The organism is Chloroflexota bacterium (assembly GCA_015478725.1).
In the GTDB taxonomy this organism is placed as follows: Bacteria; Chloroflexota; Limnocylindria; order Limnocylindrales; family CSP1-4; genus C-114.
Genome location: JADMIG010000041.1, coordinates 1 through 16,774, shown reverse-complemented (window position 1 = coordinate 16,774; position 16,774 = coordinate 1). Strand labels below are relative to the sequence as shown.

Annotated in this window: 16 protein-coding genes; 8 read left to right on the top strand and 8 right to left on the bottom strand. The window is 71.8% G+C overall.

Features of this window, described 5'->3' with window-relative positions; genetic code table 11:
* From IVW53_14500 to IVW53_14480, 5 genes are all read right to left on the bottom strand, one after another.
* A partial coding sequence (locus IVW53_14500) for an MFS transporter (protein ID MBF6606776.1) occupies positions 1–1,127 on the bottom strand: 1,127 nt, incomplete at its 3' end.
* A 19-nt stretch (positions 1,128–1,146) separates the two neighbouring features.
* Entirely contained in the window at positions 1,147–2,181 is a 1,035-nt protein-coding gene (locus IVW53_14495) for a pantoate--beta-alanine ligase (GenBank protein ID MBF6606775.1), read from the bottom strand.
* A complete protein-coding gene (gene panB / locus IVW53_14490) occupies positions 2,069–3,019 on the bottom strand; it encodes a 3-methyl-2-oxobutanoate hydroxymethyltransferase (GenBank protein MBF6606774.1) in 951 nt (316 codons plus the stop codon). Before panB ends, IVW53_14495 begins: the two co-directional genes overlap by 113 nt.
* Complete coding sequence (coaBC, locus tag IVW53_14485) at positions 3,016–4,428, bottom strand: bifunctional phosphopantothenoylcysteine decarboxylase/phosphopantothenate--cysteine ligase CoaBC (GenBank protein ID MBF6606773.1); 1,413 nt, start codon at positions 4,426–4,428, stop codon at positions 3,016–3,018. The genes panB and coaBC overlap by 4 nt, the downstream gene beginning before the upstream one ends.
* On the bottom strand, positions 4,425–5,237 hold the full coding sequence (locus tag IVW53_14480) for a type III pantothenate kinase (protein MBF6606772.1): 813 nt from the start codon (positions 5,235–5,237) through the stop codon (positions 4,425–4,427). The genes coaBC and IVW53_14480 overlap by 4 nt, the downstream gene beginning before the upstream one ends.
* A 177-nt stretch (positions 5,238–5,414) precedes the next feature.
* On the opposite strand from IVW53_14480, the gene IVW53_14475 reads away from it, so the two are divergent.
* The 5 genes from IVW53_14475 (at position 5,415) to ndk (ending at position 9,931) form a co-directional block, all read left to right on the top strand.
* Positions 5,415–5,849: a hypothetical protein gene (locus tag IVW53_14475; protein ID MBF6606771.1), complete on the top strand. Its 435-nt coding sequence runs from the start codon at positions 5,415–5,417 to the stop codon at positions 5,847–5,849.
* Between the two features lie 77 nt (positions 5,850–5,926).
* Entirely contained in the window at positions 5,927–7,360 is a 1,434-nt protein-coding gene (locus IVW53_14470; protein MBF6606770.1) for an NCS2 family permease, read from the top strand.
* A gap of 62 nt (positions 7,361–7,422) precedes the next feature.
* Positions 7,423–8,691 carry an insulinase family protein gene (locus tag IVW53_14465; protein MBF6606769.1) on the top strand — a complete coding sequence of 423 codons (1,269 nt, stop codon included), beginning with the start codon at positions 7,423–7,425 and terminating at the stop codon, positions 8,689–8,691.
* On the top strand, positions 8,688–9,473 hold the full coding sequence (locus tag IVW53_14460; GenBank protein MBF6606768.1) for a hypothetical protein: 786 nt from the start codon (positions 8,688–8,690) through the stop codon (positions 9,471–9,473). Before IVW53_14465 ends, IVW53_14460 begins: the two co-directional genes overlap by 4 nt.
* On the top strand, positions 9,470–9,931 hold the full coding sequence (gene ndk / locus IVW53_14455) for a nucleoside-diphosphate kinase (protein ID MBF6606767.1): 462 nt from the start codon (positions 9,470–9,472) through the stop codon (positions 9,929–9,931). Before IVW53_14460 ends, ndk begins: the two co-directional genes overlap by 4 nt.
* Before the next feature lie 54 nt (positions 9,932–9,985).
* On the opposite strand, the gene IVW53_14450 is transcribed toward ndk, so the two are convergent.
* From IVW53_14450 to lepB, 3 genes are read right to left on the bottom strand one after another with little or no spacing between them, the layout of a single operon-like run.
* The gene (locus IVW53_14450) at positions 9,986–11,443 is read right to left on the bottom strand and encodes a hypothetical protein (protein ID MBF6606766.1); all 1,458 of its coding nucleotides are present in this window, start codon (positions 11,441–11,443) and stop codon (positions 9,986–9,988) included.
* Positions 11,440–12,072, bottom strand: a complete 633-nt coding sequence (locus IVW53_14445) for a hypothetical protein (GenBank protein MBF6606765.1) — start codon at positions 12,070–12,072, stop codon at positions 11,440–11,442. Before IVW53_14445 ends, IVW53_14450 begins: the two co-directional genes overlap by 4 nt.
* Positions 12,069–12,668 carry a signal peptidase I gene (gene lepB / locus IVW53_14440; GenBank protein ID MBF6606764.1) on the bottom strand — a complete coding sequence of 200 codons (600 nt, stop codon included), beginning with the start codon at positions 12,666–12,668 and terminating at the stop codon, positions 12,069–12,071. The genes IVW53_14445 and lepB overlap by 4 nt, the downstream gene beginning before the upstream one ends.
* Positions 12,669–12,882: 214 nt before the next feature.
* On the opposite strand from lepB, the gene IVW53_14435 reads away from it, so the two are divergent.
* From IVW53_14435 to IVW53_14425, 3 genes are read left to right on the top strand one after another with little or no spacing between them, the layout of a single operon-like run.
* Positions 12,883–15,114, top strand: coding sequence for a sodium-translocating pyrophosphatase (locus tag IVW53_14435; protein MBF6606763.1), 2,232 nt, complete (start codon positions 12,883–12,885; stop codon positions 15,112–15,114).
* Positions 15,115–15,174: 60 nt separating this feature from the next.
* Positions 15,175–16,005 (top strand): undecaprenyl-diphosphatase UppP, encoded by an 831-nt coding sequence (gene uppP / locus IVW53_14430; protein MBF6606762.1) that lies wholly within the window; start codon positions 15,175–15,177, stop codon positions 16,003–16,005.
* Positions 16,006–16,028: 23 nt separating this feature from the next.
* Entirely contained in the window at positions 16,029–16,487 is a 459-nt protein-coding gene (locus IVW53_14425; protein MBF6606761.1) for an arginine repressor, read from the top strand.
* Positions 16,488–16,774: the final 287 nt, after the last annotated feature.

The following is a 16,774-nucleotide window of genomic DNA, read 5'->3' as shown; positions in this document are numbered from 1 at the left end:
GCGTGGCGATGGACCGCGAAGGCGACCACCGCGGCTGCCACGAGGTGACCGACGACCGTCGCGGCGAAGAGGCCCCGGATGGTGAGCCACCCCGCGATGACCCCGCCGGCGCTCGAGCCGACGACCGTCGCGAGGCCGGCGATCGCGGCGAACATCCCCTGGGCGGTGCCGGCGAGATTCGTCGGGGCGAGCCGGGCGATGTAGGTCACGCCGCCGACGAAGAACGAGCCGAAGGCGAACCCCTCGAGGCTGGAGATCGCGACAAGTGCGGCCGGATCCGTGGTCAGCGCCGAGGCGGCCGCCCGGAGCCCGAAGACCACGGTCCCGAGGACGAGGAGGCGCTCCGTGCCGAACCGCCCGGCGAGGCGGGCGAACCCGAACATGATCGGTACCTCCACCATCGCTCCCACCGCCCAGGCAAGCCCGACGAGCGTCGCCCCGCCCCCGAGGTTGACGATCTGGATCGAGTAGAAGGCGTTGATGGCCGTGAGGGAGGTCCAGACGAGGAAGACGCCGGCGAGGAAGAGCGGGAGCCCGGCCGATCCGAAGACCTCGCGGGCGCCGACGAGCATCCCCGTGCCGCGGTTCGTGCCGGATCGCGGCAGGGACGCCGTGACGAGCGCCGTCGCAAGGAGCGCCGGCAGGTAGATCGCGAAGATGGCGCGGGGACCCTCCCGATCGAGGACCACGCCGACGATGGTCGCCGAGACGACGAAGGCCACCGATCCCCAGGCTCGGACACCGCCGTATCGAGCGCGGTCGGCACCCAGGAGCTCGAGCGCACGGGCGTCGAGGACCGGGCCCGTGCCGGCGAGTCCGGCGAAGAGGACGACGCCGCCGACGATCGCCCCGAGCAGCCCGGTCGCGGCGACGAGGATCGTGGCTCCGACCGCCGCGAACAGGGCCGCCGCGGGCAGGGCGAGGCGGGATCGCGGAAAGCGGTCGGCGAGACCGCCCCAGATCGGAGCGGTGACGAGCTGGGTGGCGGCCTGGAGCGCGGCGATCAGGCCGATCGCGTCGAAGTCGAGACCGAGGTCGTGGTAGAAGACCGGCAGGTACGGAAAAGCCGCCCCGACGGCGGCGAAATACACGATGTACGCGAGCGGCAACCGGCGCTGGGCGAGCATCCGGCCGGCGGGACCTCGGTCAGCCGAGCGGTTCGTTGTCGATGAGGCGGGTCGTCCCGAACCGGACGGCAAGCGAGGCGAGCGCCGGATCATCGACGCGGTCGAGCTCGGCGAGCGTCATCGCATCGGCGACCGAGACGTACTCCGGCCGGGCGAGGGGTTCGCCGGCCAGGGTCTCGCGCATCGTCTCGCGGAGCGCGTCGCCCGAGCGCTCGCCCGCCCGCCACCGATCGCGTGCCGCCGCGAGTGCCCGATGGAGGACCGGCGCTGCCGCGCGCTCGACCGGGGACAGATGGACGTTCCGCGACGAGAGGGCGAGGCCGTCGGATTCGCGGATCGTCGGACAGCCGACGATCTCGGTCGGGATCGCGAGATCGAGGGCCATCCGCCGGATGACCATGACCTGCTGGGCGTCCTTCTGGCCGAAATAGGCACGCTCGGCACCGACGAGCGTGAAGAGGATCGCGACGACGGTGGCGACGCCATCGAAGTGGCCGGGCCGCGCGGCGCCCTCGAGGGGTCGAGCGACCGCGCCGACCGAGACCGCCGTGTCGAAACCCGGGACATAGACGTCGTCGACACTCGGTGCCCAGACCAGGTCGATTCCCGCCGCCTCGCAGACTGCAAAGTCGTGCGCCTCGCTGCGCGGGTAGCGCTCGAAGTCCGCGGCGACCGTGAACTGGCGGGGATTGACGAAGATGGAGGCGACGGTCGTCGCGCTCTCCGCCCGGGCGCGTTCCATGAGCGAGCGGTGACCGTCGTGGAGCCAGCCCATCGTCGGGACGAGGCCGACGGGTCGAGGCGCTCCGGCGAGTGCGGCCCGCAGGTCCGCCCGCGTGCGAACGACCCGTGTCACGTGGCTCGAGGGTCGGTGGAGATCCGCGGCGGACGGATGGAGATCCGCGGCGGACGGATGGAGATCCGCGGCGGACGGATGGCGATCAGAGGTCCCGATCGAGCGGGATGCCGCCGAGGGGGATGCCGCCGAGCATACCCTCGCCCCCGCGGTGCGACTCGCCGGCGGTCCGGTCCTCCCCGCCAGTGCCGAGGACATCGACGATGACGTCGTCTGCCATGAGCACGGTCTGCTCCGCACCCGGGAAGGTCCCGGCGGCGACGTCCGCGGCATATCGCCGCGCCGCGTCGAGGATCGTCTCGCGGACGTTCGCATAGGGACGAGCGTGGCGCGGCACGAATGACCCGAGGCCGAGGAGGTCCGTCACGACCTGGACCTGGCCGCTGCAACCCGCCCCCGCGCCGATCCCGATCGTCGGGATCCGAAGCCGCTCCGTGATCGCCGCCGCGAGCTGGCCCGGGACGAGCTCGAGGACGACGGCGAACGCGCCCGCCTCCTGGATCGCGAGCGCGTCGTGGAGGAGCGCCCGCGCCTGACTGCGATCCTTACCCTGGACGCGGACCCGACCCCCCATCGCGTACTTCGCCTGGGGCGTCCAGCCGATGTGGCCCATGACCGGGATGCCGGACCTGACGAGCGTCTCGACGATGCGGGCGGATCGCACCCCGCCCTCGATCTTCACCGCCTGGGCGCCGCCGTCGCGGAGGAATCGGCCGGCGTTCGCGACCGCCTCATCGGGGGTGGCGTACGAGAGGAACGGCATGTCCGCGACCACGAGCGCGTGGGCCGTGCCGCGCGCCACCGCTTTCGTGTGATGGAGCATCTCGTCCATCGTCACGCGGACCGTCGAGTCGTAGCCGAGCATCACCTCGCCAAGCGAATCGCCGACGAGGAGGAGCGGGATGCCGGCCTCGTCGAGGAGGCGGGCGGTCGGGAAATCGTACGCGGTGAGCATCGCGATCCGTTCGCCATCGGCGTGGAACCTGGCGATGTCGCTCACGGTCAGGCGGCGGTCGCGATCCGTCGTGGCGCTCATGACACGGTCTCCTCCATGGGTCGCGAGGCGCGCGACCCCGCATCAGTCTGGTCCGCCTCGTCGCGCTCGTCCAGCCGCCACGCGACGATGTCGAGGAGGCGATCGGCGACCTCCCGCTTCGTCATGAGCGGCCAGGCATCCGGCTCGCCCTCCGACGAGAAGATCGTCACCCGGTTCGTCTCTGTCGCGAAGCCCGATCCGGCTTCGGTGATGTCGTTCGCGACCATGAGGTCGATACCCTTCCGGCGGAGCTTGTCGCGCGCCCGGTCGAGCGAGCCCGTCTCCGCGGCGAAGCCGACGAGGATGGGTCGTGGATGGAGGGGGACGCCCATGACCGCGCCGTTCGCGTCGCTCCCGTGCACGATCCGCGCCACGTCGGCGAGGAGGTCCGCGGTCGGCTCGAGCTCGAGCGTCAGTCCGGCGCCCCGCGGGAGCTTCGTCTCGGCCGGCCGGACGGGCCGGAAGTCAGAGACGGCGGCGGCCATGAGGAGCGCATCGAACCTGGTCGTCCCGATCGGATCGCCGATCGCGGCAACCAGTGCGGCGTGAAGCGCCGCGGTCGTCTGGGCCCGGATGACCGTCGCCCGGGCCGGCAGCGGGACGGAGACGCCGGCCGCGATGACGGTGACCCGGGCCCCGCGGTCGAGCGCGGCCTCGGCGATCGCGACGCCCATCCGGCCCGACGAGCGATTCGTGATGGACCGCACGGGGTCGATCGGCTCCGCGGTTCCGCCGGCCGTGACGATGATGTGGCGATCCGTGAGATCCGCCTCGTGGGGCATCGACGCGATCGGCGGGCGGTCGAGCGCGTCGGGAGCGCGGACCGGTCGGCCCGCCACGGCGGCCGCGACCGCATCCACGATGGCCGGGAGAGCCGCCAGCCGTCCCACGCCGGTCTGGCCGGAGGCGAGCGGTCCGGCCTCCGGCTCGACGATCCGGTAGCCGAACCCGTCGCGGAGACGTGCGACGTTCGCCCGCGTCGCGGGGTGGGCGTACATCTCGCCGTCCATCGCCGGTGCGACCACGACGGGCGCGGTCGTCGCGAGACACGTCGCGGTGACCACGTCCCCGGCGAGGCCGCTCGCCATCGCCGCGAGCCAGTGGGCCGTCGCCGGCGCGACGACGATGGCGTCTGCCGTGTCGGCGACGACGATGTGGCCGATCCGCCCGTCCGGCAGCAGCGCGAGGACGTCCTCCTCCACGGGGTGACGGGTGAGTGCCTCGAGGGCGAGCCGGGCGACGAACCGCCCGGCCGACGGAGTGAGGATCGCGACGACCTCCGCGCCCTCGGCCTGGAGCAGGCGGACGAGATCCGGCGTCCGGTAGGCCGCGATCGAGCCGCTCACCCCGAGCGCGATGAGCCGGCCGGCGAGGCGGCCGCCGGTCCCGGAGCGCGGCGGTCCGCTCATCGGAAGCCGAGCTCGAGCGGCTCGCCGCCGGCGACTTCGGCGTGCAGGATGGCAAGGCCCCGTATCGTGAGGTCGGGGTCCACGGCGTCGATGCCCTCGAGCGCCCGGACCCAGGGCGCGGCAGAGAGTCCCCCGGTGAGGATCGCCCGAACGGCCGTCGGGTCGACCCCGGCGCTCGCCGCGAGCTCGACGCGGATCCGGCCGAGGAGTCCGGTCACGAGCGCCTGGTAGCCGAGGACGGCACCCGCCTGCATGGCGGACACGGTGTCGCGGCCGATCGCCCGGGCCGGGGCCTGCAACGGGATCCGCGGGAGCCTCGCCGTCCGGGCGGCGAGGGCGTCGAGGCTGACCTCGAGGCCCGGCGCGATCGCGCCGCCGACGTAGGCTCCATCCATGGCGACTGCGTCGAAGGTCGTCGCGGTCCCGAAGTCGACGACGACCGCCGGGGCCCCGTACAGCCGATGGGCGGCCAGGGCGTTGACGAGCCGATCTGCCCCCACCTCGGCCGGCCGCTCGACCCGGATCGCGAGCGGCACGGTCCCGGCCGAAGCGACGACCGTTCGAAGGCCGTGACGGGCGGCGACGTCCTCGATCCGCTCGGTGAGGGTCGGGACCACCGATGCCAGGGCCACGGCGGTCACGTCGGCGAACGAGGCCGCATCGAGGCGGAGGAGCCCCTCGAGGAGCAGCTCGAGCTCGTCCGGCGTGTCTCCGGCGCGGGTGGCCGCTCGACGGGTCGCGAGGACGGCCCCGTCCCGCACGAGGCCGATCGTCACGTTCGTGTTGCCGACGTCGATCGCGAGGAGCATGGCCCGATGATACGCGGCCGCCGGAGGACCGCCGACGACCCGGAGGCCGCCCGAATGCGCTTCGCCGGGCGGGACCGATGCGGTACCATCCGGCCGTCGAACCCGGCGGGCCGGGAACCGCCGGTCCGACGATCCGAACGCCGCCTCGTCCAGCGTCCCGTCGAGCAGGAGCGTGTCGTGTCGTCCGAGCCGCCCGCGAAGTTCTTCGTCAATCGCGGCGTCGTCTCGAGCCGGACGGACATCCAGCACCTGCTCCGGCCCCTCCTCAGGCAGACAGTCGGCTACCGCTACTTCCGCGGTCGCGACCTCGTCGATCGAGGCACCGGCTGGGTCGAGCGGATCGTCCTCGATCAACCGGACGTCTCGACGTACTTCACCCCCCTCTCGATCTGCCTGAACATCGACTCGTTCGAGCACCTCGAGTTCGAGACGCGACCGGATCAGCTCATCGTGTACACGCTGGTTCAGGGTGACGAGCGGATCGTCATCGAGTTCGTGCCGCTCGCGACGGACCACGATCGCACGCCGTTCGCGCCGCGGCAGCTCGAGCTCGAGGCCGCGGACTTCGTCCAGATGGAACTGCTCGGCCTCGACGCCCACGAGGCGGAGTAGCGGTCCTCGCGCGGGGCCCGGCTGCCCAGCCGGGACGAGGACTGGATCCGGCGCCCCTACGGAGGCGGAGCGCCCGGATCGGGAGACGGGGAGCGCCCGGTCGCGAGGCGACCGGGGGAGGTGACGGTGCGACACGGGTCGGCCCGGCCCGGCGCACCCGGAGAGGAGGAACGCCCGCTGTGGACGCGATCGCGTCGTACTTCAGATTCGATGAGCGCGGCACCAACATCTCGACGGAGGCTCGCGCCGGGGTGACCACGTTCGTGGTCATGGCGTACATCATCTTCCTGAACCCGGCGATCATCGCCAAGCCGCTCGGGCTCGACCCGGTCGCGGTCGCCGCCGCGACCGCCCTCGTCGGCGGGGTCATGACGATCCTCATGGGCGTGGTCGCCAACTACCCGTTCGCCCTCGCCGCCGGCCTCGGCATCAACGCCCTCGTCGCGTTCACGCTGACGGCGCAGGGGCTCGATGCGCGAGGCGCGATGGGCGTCATCGTCCTCGAGGGGATCGCGATCACGATCCTCGTCATCATCGGCCTCCGCGAAGCGATCATGGCGGCCGTCCCGCTCGTCCTCAAGCGCTCGATCGGCGTCGGGATCGGCCTCTTCATCCTCTTCATCGGTTTCGTCAACGGCGGCATGATCGTCGCTCCGCAGGGCGGCGTCCCGCTCGTCGGGATCGCCTTCCCGACGACGACCGGCCAGCTCGTGTTCCTCATCGGACTCGGCATCACGATCGCCCTCTTCGTCATGAAGGTCCGGGCGGCCCTCATCATCAGCATCGCGATCACCACCGTCATCGCCTTGCTCGCCGGGGTGGCGACGGTGCCCTCGTCGTTCACGATCGCCCCCAGCTTTTCCACGATCGGCCAGTTCGACCTCCTCGAGGTGTTCAGCAAGCTCGGCCTTCTCACGGCGGTCCTGACCATCTTCGCGATCATGCTGTCCGACTTCTTCGACACGATGGGGACGGTCACCGGCATCGCCGCCGAGGCGGGCCTGGCCGACAAGGACGGCTCGGTGCCCGGGATCGGCCGCATCCTCCTCGTTGACTCGATCGCGGCCATCGCCGGTGGGGCGGCCGGCATCTCATCCAACACCACGTACATCGAGAGCGCGGCCGGGGTCGCGGAGGGCGGCCGGACGGGCTTCGCGTCGGTCGTCACCGGCGGCCTCTTCATCCTTGCCGTCGTCCTCGCTCCGCTCGCCGGGATCATCCCGAGCCAGGCGACGGCGCCGGCCCTGGTCGTCGTGGGTTACCTCATGTTCACCCTCGTGAAGGACATCCCCGTCGCCGACGCCGAGGAAGGCATCCCGGCCCTCCTCGCGATCATCCTCATGCCCCTCACGTACGACATCACCGTCGGGATCGGGGCCGGGTTCGTCAGCTGGGTCTTCATCAAGTCGGTGAAGGGCAAGTTCGGCGAAGTCCACCCGCTCATGTGGGCTGTCGCGCTCGCCTTCGTCATCTACTTCGCCAGGGACTGGATCCAGACCCTCGTCAAGTAGCGGTCGGGTGGGCGGCCGGGCCGGAGCCCGGCCGCGACGCCCTTTCCTGTACCATCCCCGCGATGTTCGAACGGACCGCGCTGCCTCACGGACCGCGCGTCATCAGCGCCCGCCTCGCGGGTGCCCGATCGGTCTCCATCGCGGCGTACGTCCTCGCCGGTTCGCGTTTCGAGTCCCCGGATGAGGCTGGCGTCGCCCATTTCATGGAGCACATCACCTTCAAGGGCACGGCGGCCTACCCCACGACCCGGGCGATCTCCGAGGCGATCGAGGGCGTCGGCGGATCGTTCAACGCCGCGACGGACCGTGAGACGACGATCTACTGGGTCCGCGTCCCCGGGCGGGAGACGAGCCGGGCGATGGACGTCCTCGGCGAGCTCATCGTCCGACCGACGCTCGCCTCGAAGGAGATCGACGGAGAGCGGCAGGTCATCGTCGAGGAGATCCGCTCGTATCTCGACGACCCGTCCGAGTACTGCCAGATCCTCTTCCAGCAGGCGATGTTCGGGGAGGGGGCGCTCGGCCGGGAGATCTGCGGTGACGAGACGGGGATCCGCTCCCTTCCCGAGGCGACCATCCGCGCTTTCTGGTCCACGATGTATCGACCGGCCAACGTCGTCGTGGCGGTGGCGGGCGACATCGGCCACGACGAGGCCGTCGGGTTCGTCGACCGCTCCTTCGGCTCCGGCAACGGCGTCGTCCCGCCGTATGCGCCGGCTCCCACGCTGCCGGCGGGCGAGCGCTACCTGCTCGGTCATCGCGACGCGAGCCAGGCCCACATCGCCGTCGGCGTCCCCTCACTCCCGCGGGATCATCCGGACAGCTGGACGCTCGGCGTCCTCAACACGGTGCTCGGCGACGGGATGAGCAGCCGGCTCTTCCTGTCGGTGCGGGAGGAGAAGGGGCTCGCCTACGACGTCGGCTCCGGCATCGCGGACTATGCCGACGCGGGTGTGCTCGGCATCTCCGCCGGCGTCGATCCGGATCACCTGGGACCCGCCCTCGAGGCCATCCTCGTGGAGCTCGCCCGGCTGCGCGACGAGTTCGTTCCGCCGGACGAGCTCGCGAAGGCGAAGGCGTACCTCTCCGGCGGTCTCGAGCTGCGGATGGAGGAGACCCGGCATCTCGCGTCATGGGTCGGCGGCCAGGAGGCGCTCCACGAGCGAGTCCTCGATCTCGACCAGGCGCTCGCGGCGGTGGCCGCAGTCACCGCGGATGACATCCAGCGCGTCGCTCGCCAGCTCATCCGCGACGAGGCCCTCCGCCTCGCCGTCGTCGCCCCCGCCCGGCGCGGGACGAAGCTCGATCGCGGTCTGCGGCTGCCGGCATGACGACGGGCGCCGCCATCGCCGACCCCGCTGCTCGATCCACGGACCTCCGTCTGGCGAGCCTCCATCTCCGCGTCGGCGCGTTCCAGCTCGCACGAGCGGAGCTCGAGGCGATGGCCGGCGCAGGCGTCCTGGACGACGACGCGCTCCTCGATCTCGCCGAGGCGCGCTGGCGGACCGGTGACCTTTCCGGCGCCGGGGAGGCGGCCGCGGCCCATCTCGGGAGCGGTCGCGACACGGCCCTCGGGCTCGTCATCGCCGCCGAGGCGCAGTCGGCGCTCGGTCGACCGGGCGAGGCGCGGCGGCTCGCGACCCGTGCCCTCGATCGCGAGGAACTCGATCTCGACGCGATCTTCGCCGGCCTTCCGCGATCCGCCCTCTGGCCGCCCGATCCCCTCGACCCGGTCCGCCTCGCCGGCGTGGAGGCGCCCCGTGTTGCCTCGAGCTCCGTCGCGACCGGCGGCGCCATCGTCATCCCGTCCATGCCGGATGGGACCGCTGAGCTCGAAGCGGCCCAGGCGGACCTCGCCCGAGACGATTGGCCCGCAGCGGCCGTTCGTCTCGCCCTGGTCCTCCGCATCGCCCCCGTGCTCGCCCCGGCGGTCCTCGATGTCGTCCGTCCGCTCGCGGGCGGCTCGTTCGAGATCATCCGCGGCGACGCCTACCGCCTCGTGGGGCGCGAGATCGAGGCCGCACTCGCCTATCGCGCCGCCGCCGACGAGCTCGAGCGGCCGAGCCGTTCGGCGTCGGTCCCCTCCCGCAACCATGGATCGGAGACTTCATGACGGAACGCACGCTCGTCCTCATCAAGCCGGACGGCGTCCAGCGGCTGCTGGTCGGGAGCATCCTCGAGCGCTATGAGCGACGGGGCCTCAAGATCGTCGGGCTCAAGCTCGTCCACGTGGACCGGGCGACCGCGGAGCGCCACTACGCGATCCATCGGGCCCGCCCGTTCTTCGCGAGCCTTGTCGACTTCATCGTCTCGAGTCCGCTCGTCGCGGTCGCCTTCGAGGGCCCGGACGCGATCGCGATCGTCCGCACGATCAACGGGGCCACCCGGCCGAATGAGGCGGCGCCCGGTACGATCCGCGGCGACCTCGCCCTCGAGACCGCCCAGAACCTCGTCCACGCCTCCGATTCGGCGGACAGCGCGGCGACGGAGCTCGCGCTCTGGTTCCGGCCCGAGGAGCTCCTCTCGTACGATCGGGACATCGATCGCTGGGCTCTCGCTCCCGCCGACTGAGCGGGGCCGCCGAGGCCGCCGAAGCGTCCCGGCCGGCGAGGCCGCCGCGCGCCCCTACGGGATCGCGATCGCCGCCTGGCTCGGTGATGCGAACGGCGCGGCCTCCGCGGCGGCCGTGGTCAGGCCGAACCCTCCGGCGGACGCCGCGACGGCGACCGATGCGAGCACGAGCACGAGGCTGGCGAGGATGAGCCCGCGGTTCGCCGCGATCGTCGGCTGGACCGCGCCGAGCGATCGGCCGACCGTGGGCCGCCGCGGCCGGTCGTCGGGAACCGCCGCCGCGGCGGCGGTCGGGTGGCCCAGGCCGACGCTGAGCAGGCGCCCGTAGTAGAGGACCGGCAGGAACACCGCGACGAGCACGATCGTGGCCAGTGGACCGGCGAGGGCGGATCGGATGATCGTCGCGCGGGCGTCGAAGGCGACGAGACCCGGCAGCCCGATCGAGGCGACGGCGATCGCGACGAGGGCGAGGAGCAGGACCGGCGATCGTCGCGCCCATCCGGCGAGGTCGTCGATGCGGCGGGTCCCGAAGCGGGCGCGGATCGCGACGGCCCACGCGGCGAGCGCCGTTCGTGCCACGACGAGCACGACGATCCACGTCCGGGCCGCCGTCCAGACGCCCGGGTCGAGGACGGCGACGGCGAGGAGGACGACGCCGGCGTCCTGCACGGCCGCGTAACCGACGACGTGCTCGAGGTCGTCCTGGATCCACGCCGCGATCGCGCCGAAGACGAGACACGCGAGCCCGATCGCGACGATGACGGTCCGTTCCGCCCCAAGGTCGCCGACGGCCGGGACGAGCGGCACGATCGTTGCGTTCAGCCAGGTCAGCACGACGATCGCCAGGCCGGCCGGGACCCACATCGTGAGGAGCGGCAGCGCCACGTCCGGGGCCGCGTCGGCCACCCGGGCGACCCAGAGGTGGAAGGGGATCGCGCCGAAGCGCATCGCCACGCCCACCGCGACCGCCGCATACGCCAGGCCGAACACGAACGGGTCCTCGGCGAGCAGCGGGATGGGACGACTGAGCCAGCCGGTCGCGAGCATGACGAGCGCCCCGGCGACGGCGATCGCGCGGAGCTCACGGGCCGCCACGCCGATCCCTCGTGCACCCGATCCGGGCCCGAGCGAGACGAGGATGCCCGCGCACCCGGCCACGATCGTCGCCGCGACGGCGGTCGTCGGGTCCGCGACGCTGACGGCGAGACCGGTCGCACCGAGACCGATGAGAAGCGCGCCAGGCAGATCGCGGGGCAACCCTGTGCCGAGGGCGATGATCGTCACGAGCGTCCCGCTGCCCGCGCCGAGGGCGAGGAACAGCCGTCCGTAGGCCGAGCCCACGAGCGTCCCGCCGCCGACGGTCAGCGCATCCGTGCCGATGGCGAGCGCGGCCAGGGTCGCGCCGCCGAGCGCGAGCAGGCCGACCGCTGTCGAGATCGGCGGCCAGCGCCGGAGGAGCAGGGTCGCCGTCGCGCCGCCGAACGTCACGGCGAGGAATGGCAGGACGTTCATCGCGGAGCGCTCGCCGCTCGGGGCGGTCGCACGTCGTCGAGGACTTCCGTGTCGGCGACACCCGCCGCGGCCGCGCTCCAGAGCAGGAACGTGAGGCCGCCGCAGAAGGCGACGACGAGGGTGCCGAAGACGAGCTCCGCGAACGGCGCGGGCGTGCCACCGAGGCCCACGCCGACGAGTGCGACGCCGACGATGAGGAGCAGCCCGCCGGCGCCGAGGCGGAACAGGTCCCGGCCGAAGACGATCGGGCCCACGGACAGCGCGACAAGCGCGAATCCGGCGCCCTGCGCCTCGGCCGGACCGAGGGCGGCCGCGCCGAGGCCGGCCGTCCCGAAACCGATGACGAAGGCGGCCGCCGCGATCAGGGCGTCCACCGGCCAGCCGAGGAGCGATCCGCGGGTGGTCCGAGCCGCGTCCCGGACGACGATCCACGGCAGATACGTGGCGAGGGCGGCAGCCACGAGGCGGGCGCCGAGGGCGAGTGGCGCGGGCAGCGGATCGGCGAGGAACGGCGCCGCGAGGAGGGTGACGGCGAGGCCGGCCAGGGCGTATCGGGTCTCGCTCGCGGCGATGCACGTCACGGCACCTCCCGCCACGACCAGCGCGACGAGGACGAGCGCGGGATTCACGGCGCCGGGGAGGCGAGCTCCGGATGACCGGGGTTCTGCAGGATGCCGAAGGTGGCGAATGGCCAGTAGCGGAGCCACGCGCGGCCGATCACCGCGCTGACCGGGACCGCGCCGAAGACGCGCGAATCCGCCGAACGCTCGCGGTGATCGCCCATGACGAAGAGCTCACCGGGAGGCACGACCCAGCTGGATTGACCGCCCGACGGCGTCGTTGGCTGAGGCGGCTGCCCGGGGTCTGCGTAGAGGTACGGCTCCACGAGCCTGATGCCGTTGACGTACACGAAGCCGTCGTTCCTGATCTGGATGGAGTCGCCGCCGATCCCGATCACGCGCTTGATGTACGGCGTCCCGCCCTGTTGCTGGATCCAGGCCGGCGGGGGATTGAAGACGACGATGTCGCCCCGGTTGTACGAGCCGAAGCGGGGGGTGAGCTTGTCCACGAGCACGTACTGGTCGGGCTCGAGGGTGTGCTCCATCGACTGCTGCTGGACCTTGAATGGCTGGGCGATGAAGTTCTGGATGATGAGGAAGATGACGAGGGTCAGGACGAGCGTCTCGACGACTTCGAAGAGACAGCCCAGGGGGCGACGGCTCACAAGGTCGGCAGTATAGGGGCGGGGGGTGATCCGCGCCGCCGATCCCCGCCCGCCCGGTTTGACCCGTCCGAACGGGCCGCGCTACACTCCGCCGCGACTGAAAGGTTGCGCTTCGGCTGCGACCCGCCCCCCAGCGCGCCCATCGTTCCCCAGGCTGCGGAGGCGACGTGCCGCGCGCTGGACGCGATCCCGAGATGAGGAGTCGAACCCCCCGATGGATCCGAGTGCGCTCCAACTGATCATCCCGATCGCCGGGATCGCCGCCGTGCTCTTCGCCCTCTACCTGGCCCGCGACGTCCTGTCCCGCGACACGGGGACCCAGGCCATGCGCGACGTGGCCGACACGATCTTCGAGGGTGCGGTCGCCTTCATCCGCCGGCAGTACACGACGATCGGTGTCCTCGCCCTCGGTGGCGCGGTCGTCATCGCGATCGTCATCGGCCTCGTCGAGGGCAAGAACGTCGCCGATACCTCCATCTACGGGTTCGACCTCGGCATCCGCACAGGGGTCGCCTTCCTCGTCGGCGCGGCGTGCTCGATGGCGTCCGGGATCATCGGCATGTACATCAGCGTCCGCTCGAACGTCCGGACCGCAGCGGCCGCCCGACGGAGCCTCGTCGAGGCCGTCCAGGTCGCGATGCGCGGCGGCGCGGTGTCGGGCTTCCTCGTCGTCGCCCTCTCCCTCCTCGGCGTGTGGGGCATCTTCGCCGCGTACGGTGGCTTCGACCATCCGGCGCAGGCGCCGTTCCTCATCGTCGGCTTCGGCTTCGGCGCCTCGTTCGTCGCCCTCTTCGCCCAGCTCGGCGGCGGGATCTACACGAAGGCGGCGGACGTCGGATCGGATCTCGTCGGCAAGATCGAGGCCGGTATCCCGGAGGACGACCCGCGCAACGCCGCCGTCATCGCGGACCTCGTCGGCGACAACGTCGGCGACTGCGCCGGCCGCGGCGCGGACCTGTTCGAGTCGACCGCAGCCGAGAACATCGGGGCGATGATCCTCGGCGTCGCGGTCTACGGCATCGCGCAGGCGGCCGGCTGGCCGAACCCACAGGCGTGGATCTTCTTCCCGCTCGTCGTGCGGGCCTTCGGCCTGCTCGCCACGATCGTCGCGATGTTCTTCGTCCGCGGTCGCGAGGACGAGGATCCGATGAACATCCTCAACCGCGGCTACTGGGCCACCACCCTGCTCTCCGTCGTGGCCCTCGCCTTCGTCACCAACGTCATGATGCAGACCGGCGGCCAGGACCTCGGCGCGAACGGCATCCCGAGCTGGGTCTGGTTCTTCCTCTGCGGCGTCGTCGGGCTCGCCACGAGCGTCGCCTTCGTCTACATCACGCAGTTCTATACCGCCGGCGGCTATCGCCCGGTGCGCGAGATCGCGGAGGCGAGCAAGACCGGACCGGCGACGAACATCATCAGCGGCGTCGCGGTCGGCTTCGAGACGACGCTCGTGACGGCGCTCACGATCGGCATCGCCCTCATCGCGAGCCACTTCCTCGGCTCGCAGGCCGGCCTGGTCAACGCCCAGACAGGCGTCAACGTCGGCGGCATCTTCGGGACCGCGGTGGCGACGATGGGGATGCTCATGACCACCGCCTACATCCTCGCCATGGACACCTTCGGGCCGATCACGGACAACGCCGGCGGCATCGCCGAGTTCAGCCACGCGGAGGCGGGAGCCCGCGAGATCACCGACCGGCTCGACGCGGTCGGGAACACGACGAAGGCCCTCACGAAGGGCTACGCCATCGCATCGGCCTCGCTCGCCGCATTCCTCCTCTTCAGCGCCTACATCGACAAGGTGAACCTCATCCTCCAGCGCCAGATCGACGCCGGGACCCGGACGGCCGCCCAGGGCCTCCTCACGTCGGTCAACCTCGCGGACGTCAGCGTCTTCGTCGCCGCGCTCATGGGGGCGATGCTCGTCTACTTCTTCAGCTCGCTCGCCATCCGGGCGGTGGGCACCACCGCCCAGGCGATCATCGTCGAGGTCCGGCGGCAGTTCCGGGAGATGCCCGGGATCATGGACTACACCCAGCGCCCGGACTATGCCCGGGTCGTTGACATCACGACCCGCGCCGCGCTGCGCGAGATGATCGCGCCCGGTGTCGTGGCCGTCGCCACGCCGATCCTCGTCGGGCTCCTCCTCGGCTACGAGGCGGTCGCCGGGCTCCTCATGGTCGGCACGATCGCCGGCGTCCTCCTCGCGACGGTCCTCAACAACGGCGGTGGCGCCTGGGACAACGCCAAGAAGTACATTGAGTCCGGGCATCTGAAGGACGACCAGGGCAACGTGCTCGGGAAGAAGACGGTCGCGCACGCGGCGGCGGTCGTCGGCGACACGGTCGGCGACCCGTTCAAGGACACGGCCGGCCCGTCGCTCCATGTCCTCGTCAAGCTCCTCGCGACGATCACCCTCGTCCTCGCGCCGCTCTTCATCCGCTGACCCGCCGGCCGGTCGGCGCGCCGACCGCCGGTCCATCGCGCCCCCACGGAGGATGCCCCGCTGGAGAGCCTCCTCCACGCTGCGATCCTCGGCCTCGTCCAGGGACTCACCGAGTTCCTGCCCATCTCGTCGTCCGCCCACCTCATCCTCATCCCGCGCTTCCTCGGCTGGAACGATCCGTTCGTCGACACGGCGGCGTTCGACGTCATGCTTCACCTCGGGACGCTCGTCGCGCTCCTCGTCTACTTCCGCGCCGATCTGGTGGGCCTCCTCATCGCCTGGCTCGCCTCGCTCCGCGATCGCCGGATCGGCGACGATCCGCAGCGGCGGCTCGCTTGGCTCCTTGTCATGTCCGTCGTCCCGGCGGCGATCCTCGGGGCGGTCTTCGAGGGCACGTTCGACACGGCGTTCCGGTCGACGCCGGGCTGGATCGGCGTCTTCGTCCTCGTCGGCGCCGCACTGCTCTGGCTCGGGGAACGATGGGGCCGCCGTGAGCGCGACCTCGCCCGGATGACGACCCGCGATGCGGCGACGATCGGCGTCGCCCAGGCGATCGCCCTGTTCCCGGGGATCAGCCGCTCCGGCATCACGATCGCCGCCGGTCTCTTCCTCGGGCTGCAGCGGGAGGCGGCCGCCCGATTCAGCTTCCTCATGGCCGTCCCCGTCATCGCCGGTGCCGCCGCCTGGAAGGCGCGGACCTTCGTCAACCCGGGAGTGCTCGGCGGCGCGCAGATCGGTCCGCTCGCGGTCGGCGTCGCCACCGCCGCGATCTTCGGCTTCATCGCGATCGCGTTCCTCCTCGGCTACCTGCGGCGGAACGGGACTGGCCTCTTCGTCGCCTATCGGGTGGTGCTCGCCGCGCTCATCTTCGTTCTCGTTCTTTCGCAGTAGGGATCGGATCGCGGATGGAGGTCATGAAGCAGCTCCGGCAGCGGGCGATCCGCGACCTCGTCGAGCAACGGACGCTCCGGACCCAGCAGGAACTCGCGACGGCACTCCGGGAGCGCGGCTTCCGGGCGACCCAGGCCACGATCAGCCGGGACGTGGCTGAGCTCGGCCTCGTCAAGGTCGCGCACGAGGGGGCACAGGTCTACGCGATCCCGCGCCGGCTCATCGACGCCGAGGTGACCGGGGAGGATCGGCTGCGGGTCCTCCTCGGCGATCTCCCGATCGAGCTCCGCGAGTCGGGTCTCCTCCTCGTGGTCCGGACGCTGCCGGGCTCGGCGCACGCCATTGCGGCGGCCCTCGATCGGGCCCACTGGCCGGAAGTGGCGGGCTCCATCGCGGGCGACGACACGGTGTTCGTCGCCTGTGCGGACCGCGGCTCGCTCCAGCGAGTGCGGCAGCGGCTCGCCCGCCTCGCGACCGCGTGACCGTCGCGTTTGACCGTCGCGTTAGATCCGACAACACGCACGAGTACGAACCTTGACGCTGGCGCTCAGTCGGCCTACCGTCCGCTCAGCTCGGAGAGTTCATCTCCGGCCGCATCCCTGAGCCCGACGTGGACCTCAAGATCAGCAAGGACGTCGACATGCGGCGTGGAAGGCCGCGGGAAGGCCGCGGGAGGTGCCGGCCGGCTCCACGGCCGCCTCGAATCGCGGGCCCTCCGGCCGCCGTGAATCGCGGGCCCTCCGGCCGCCGTGAATCGCGGGCCCTCCGG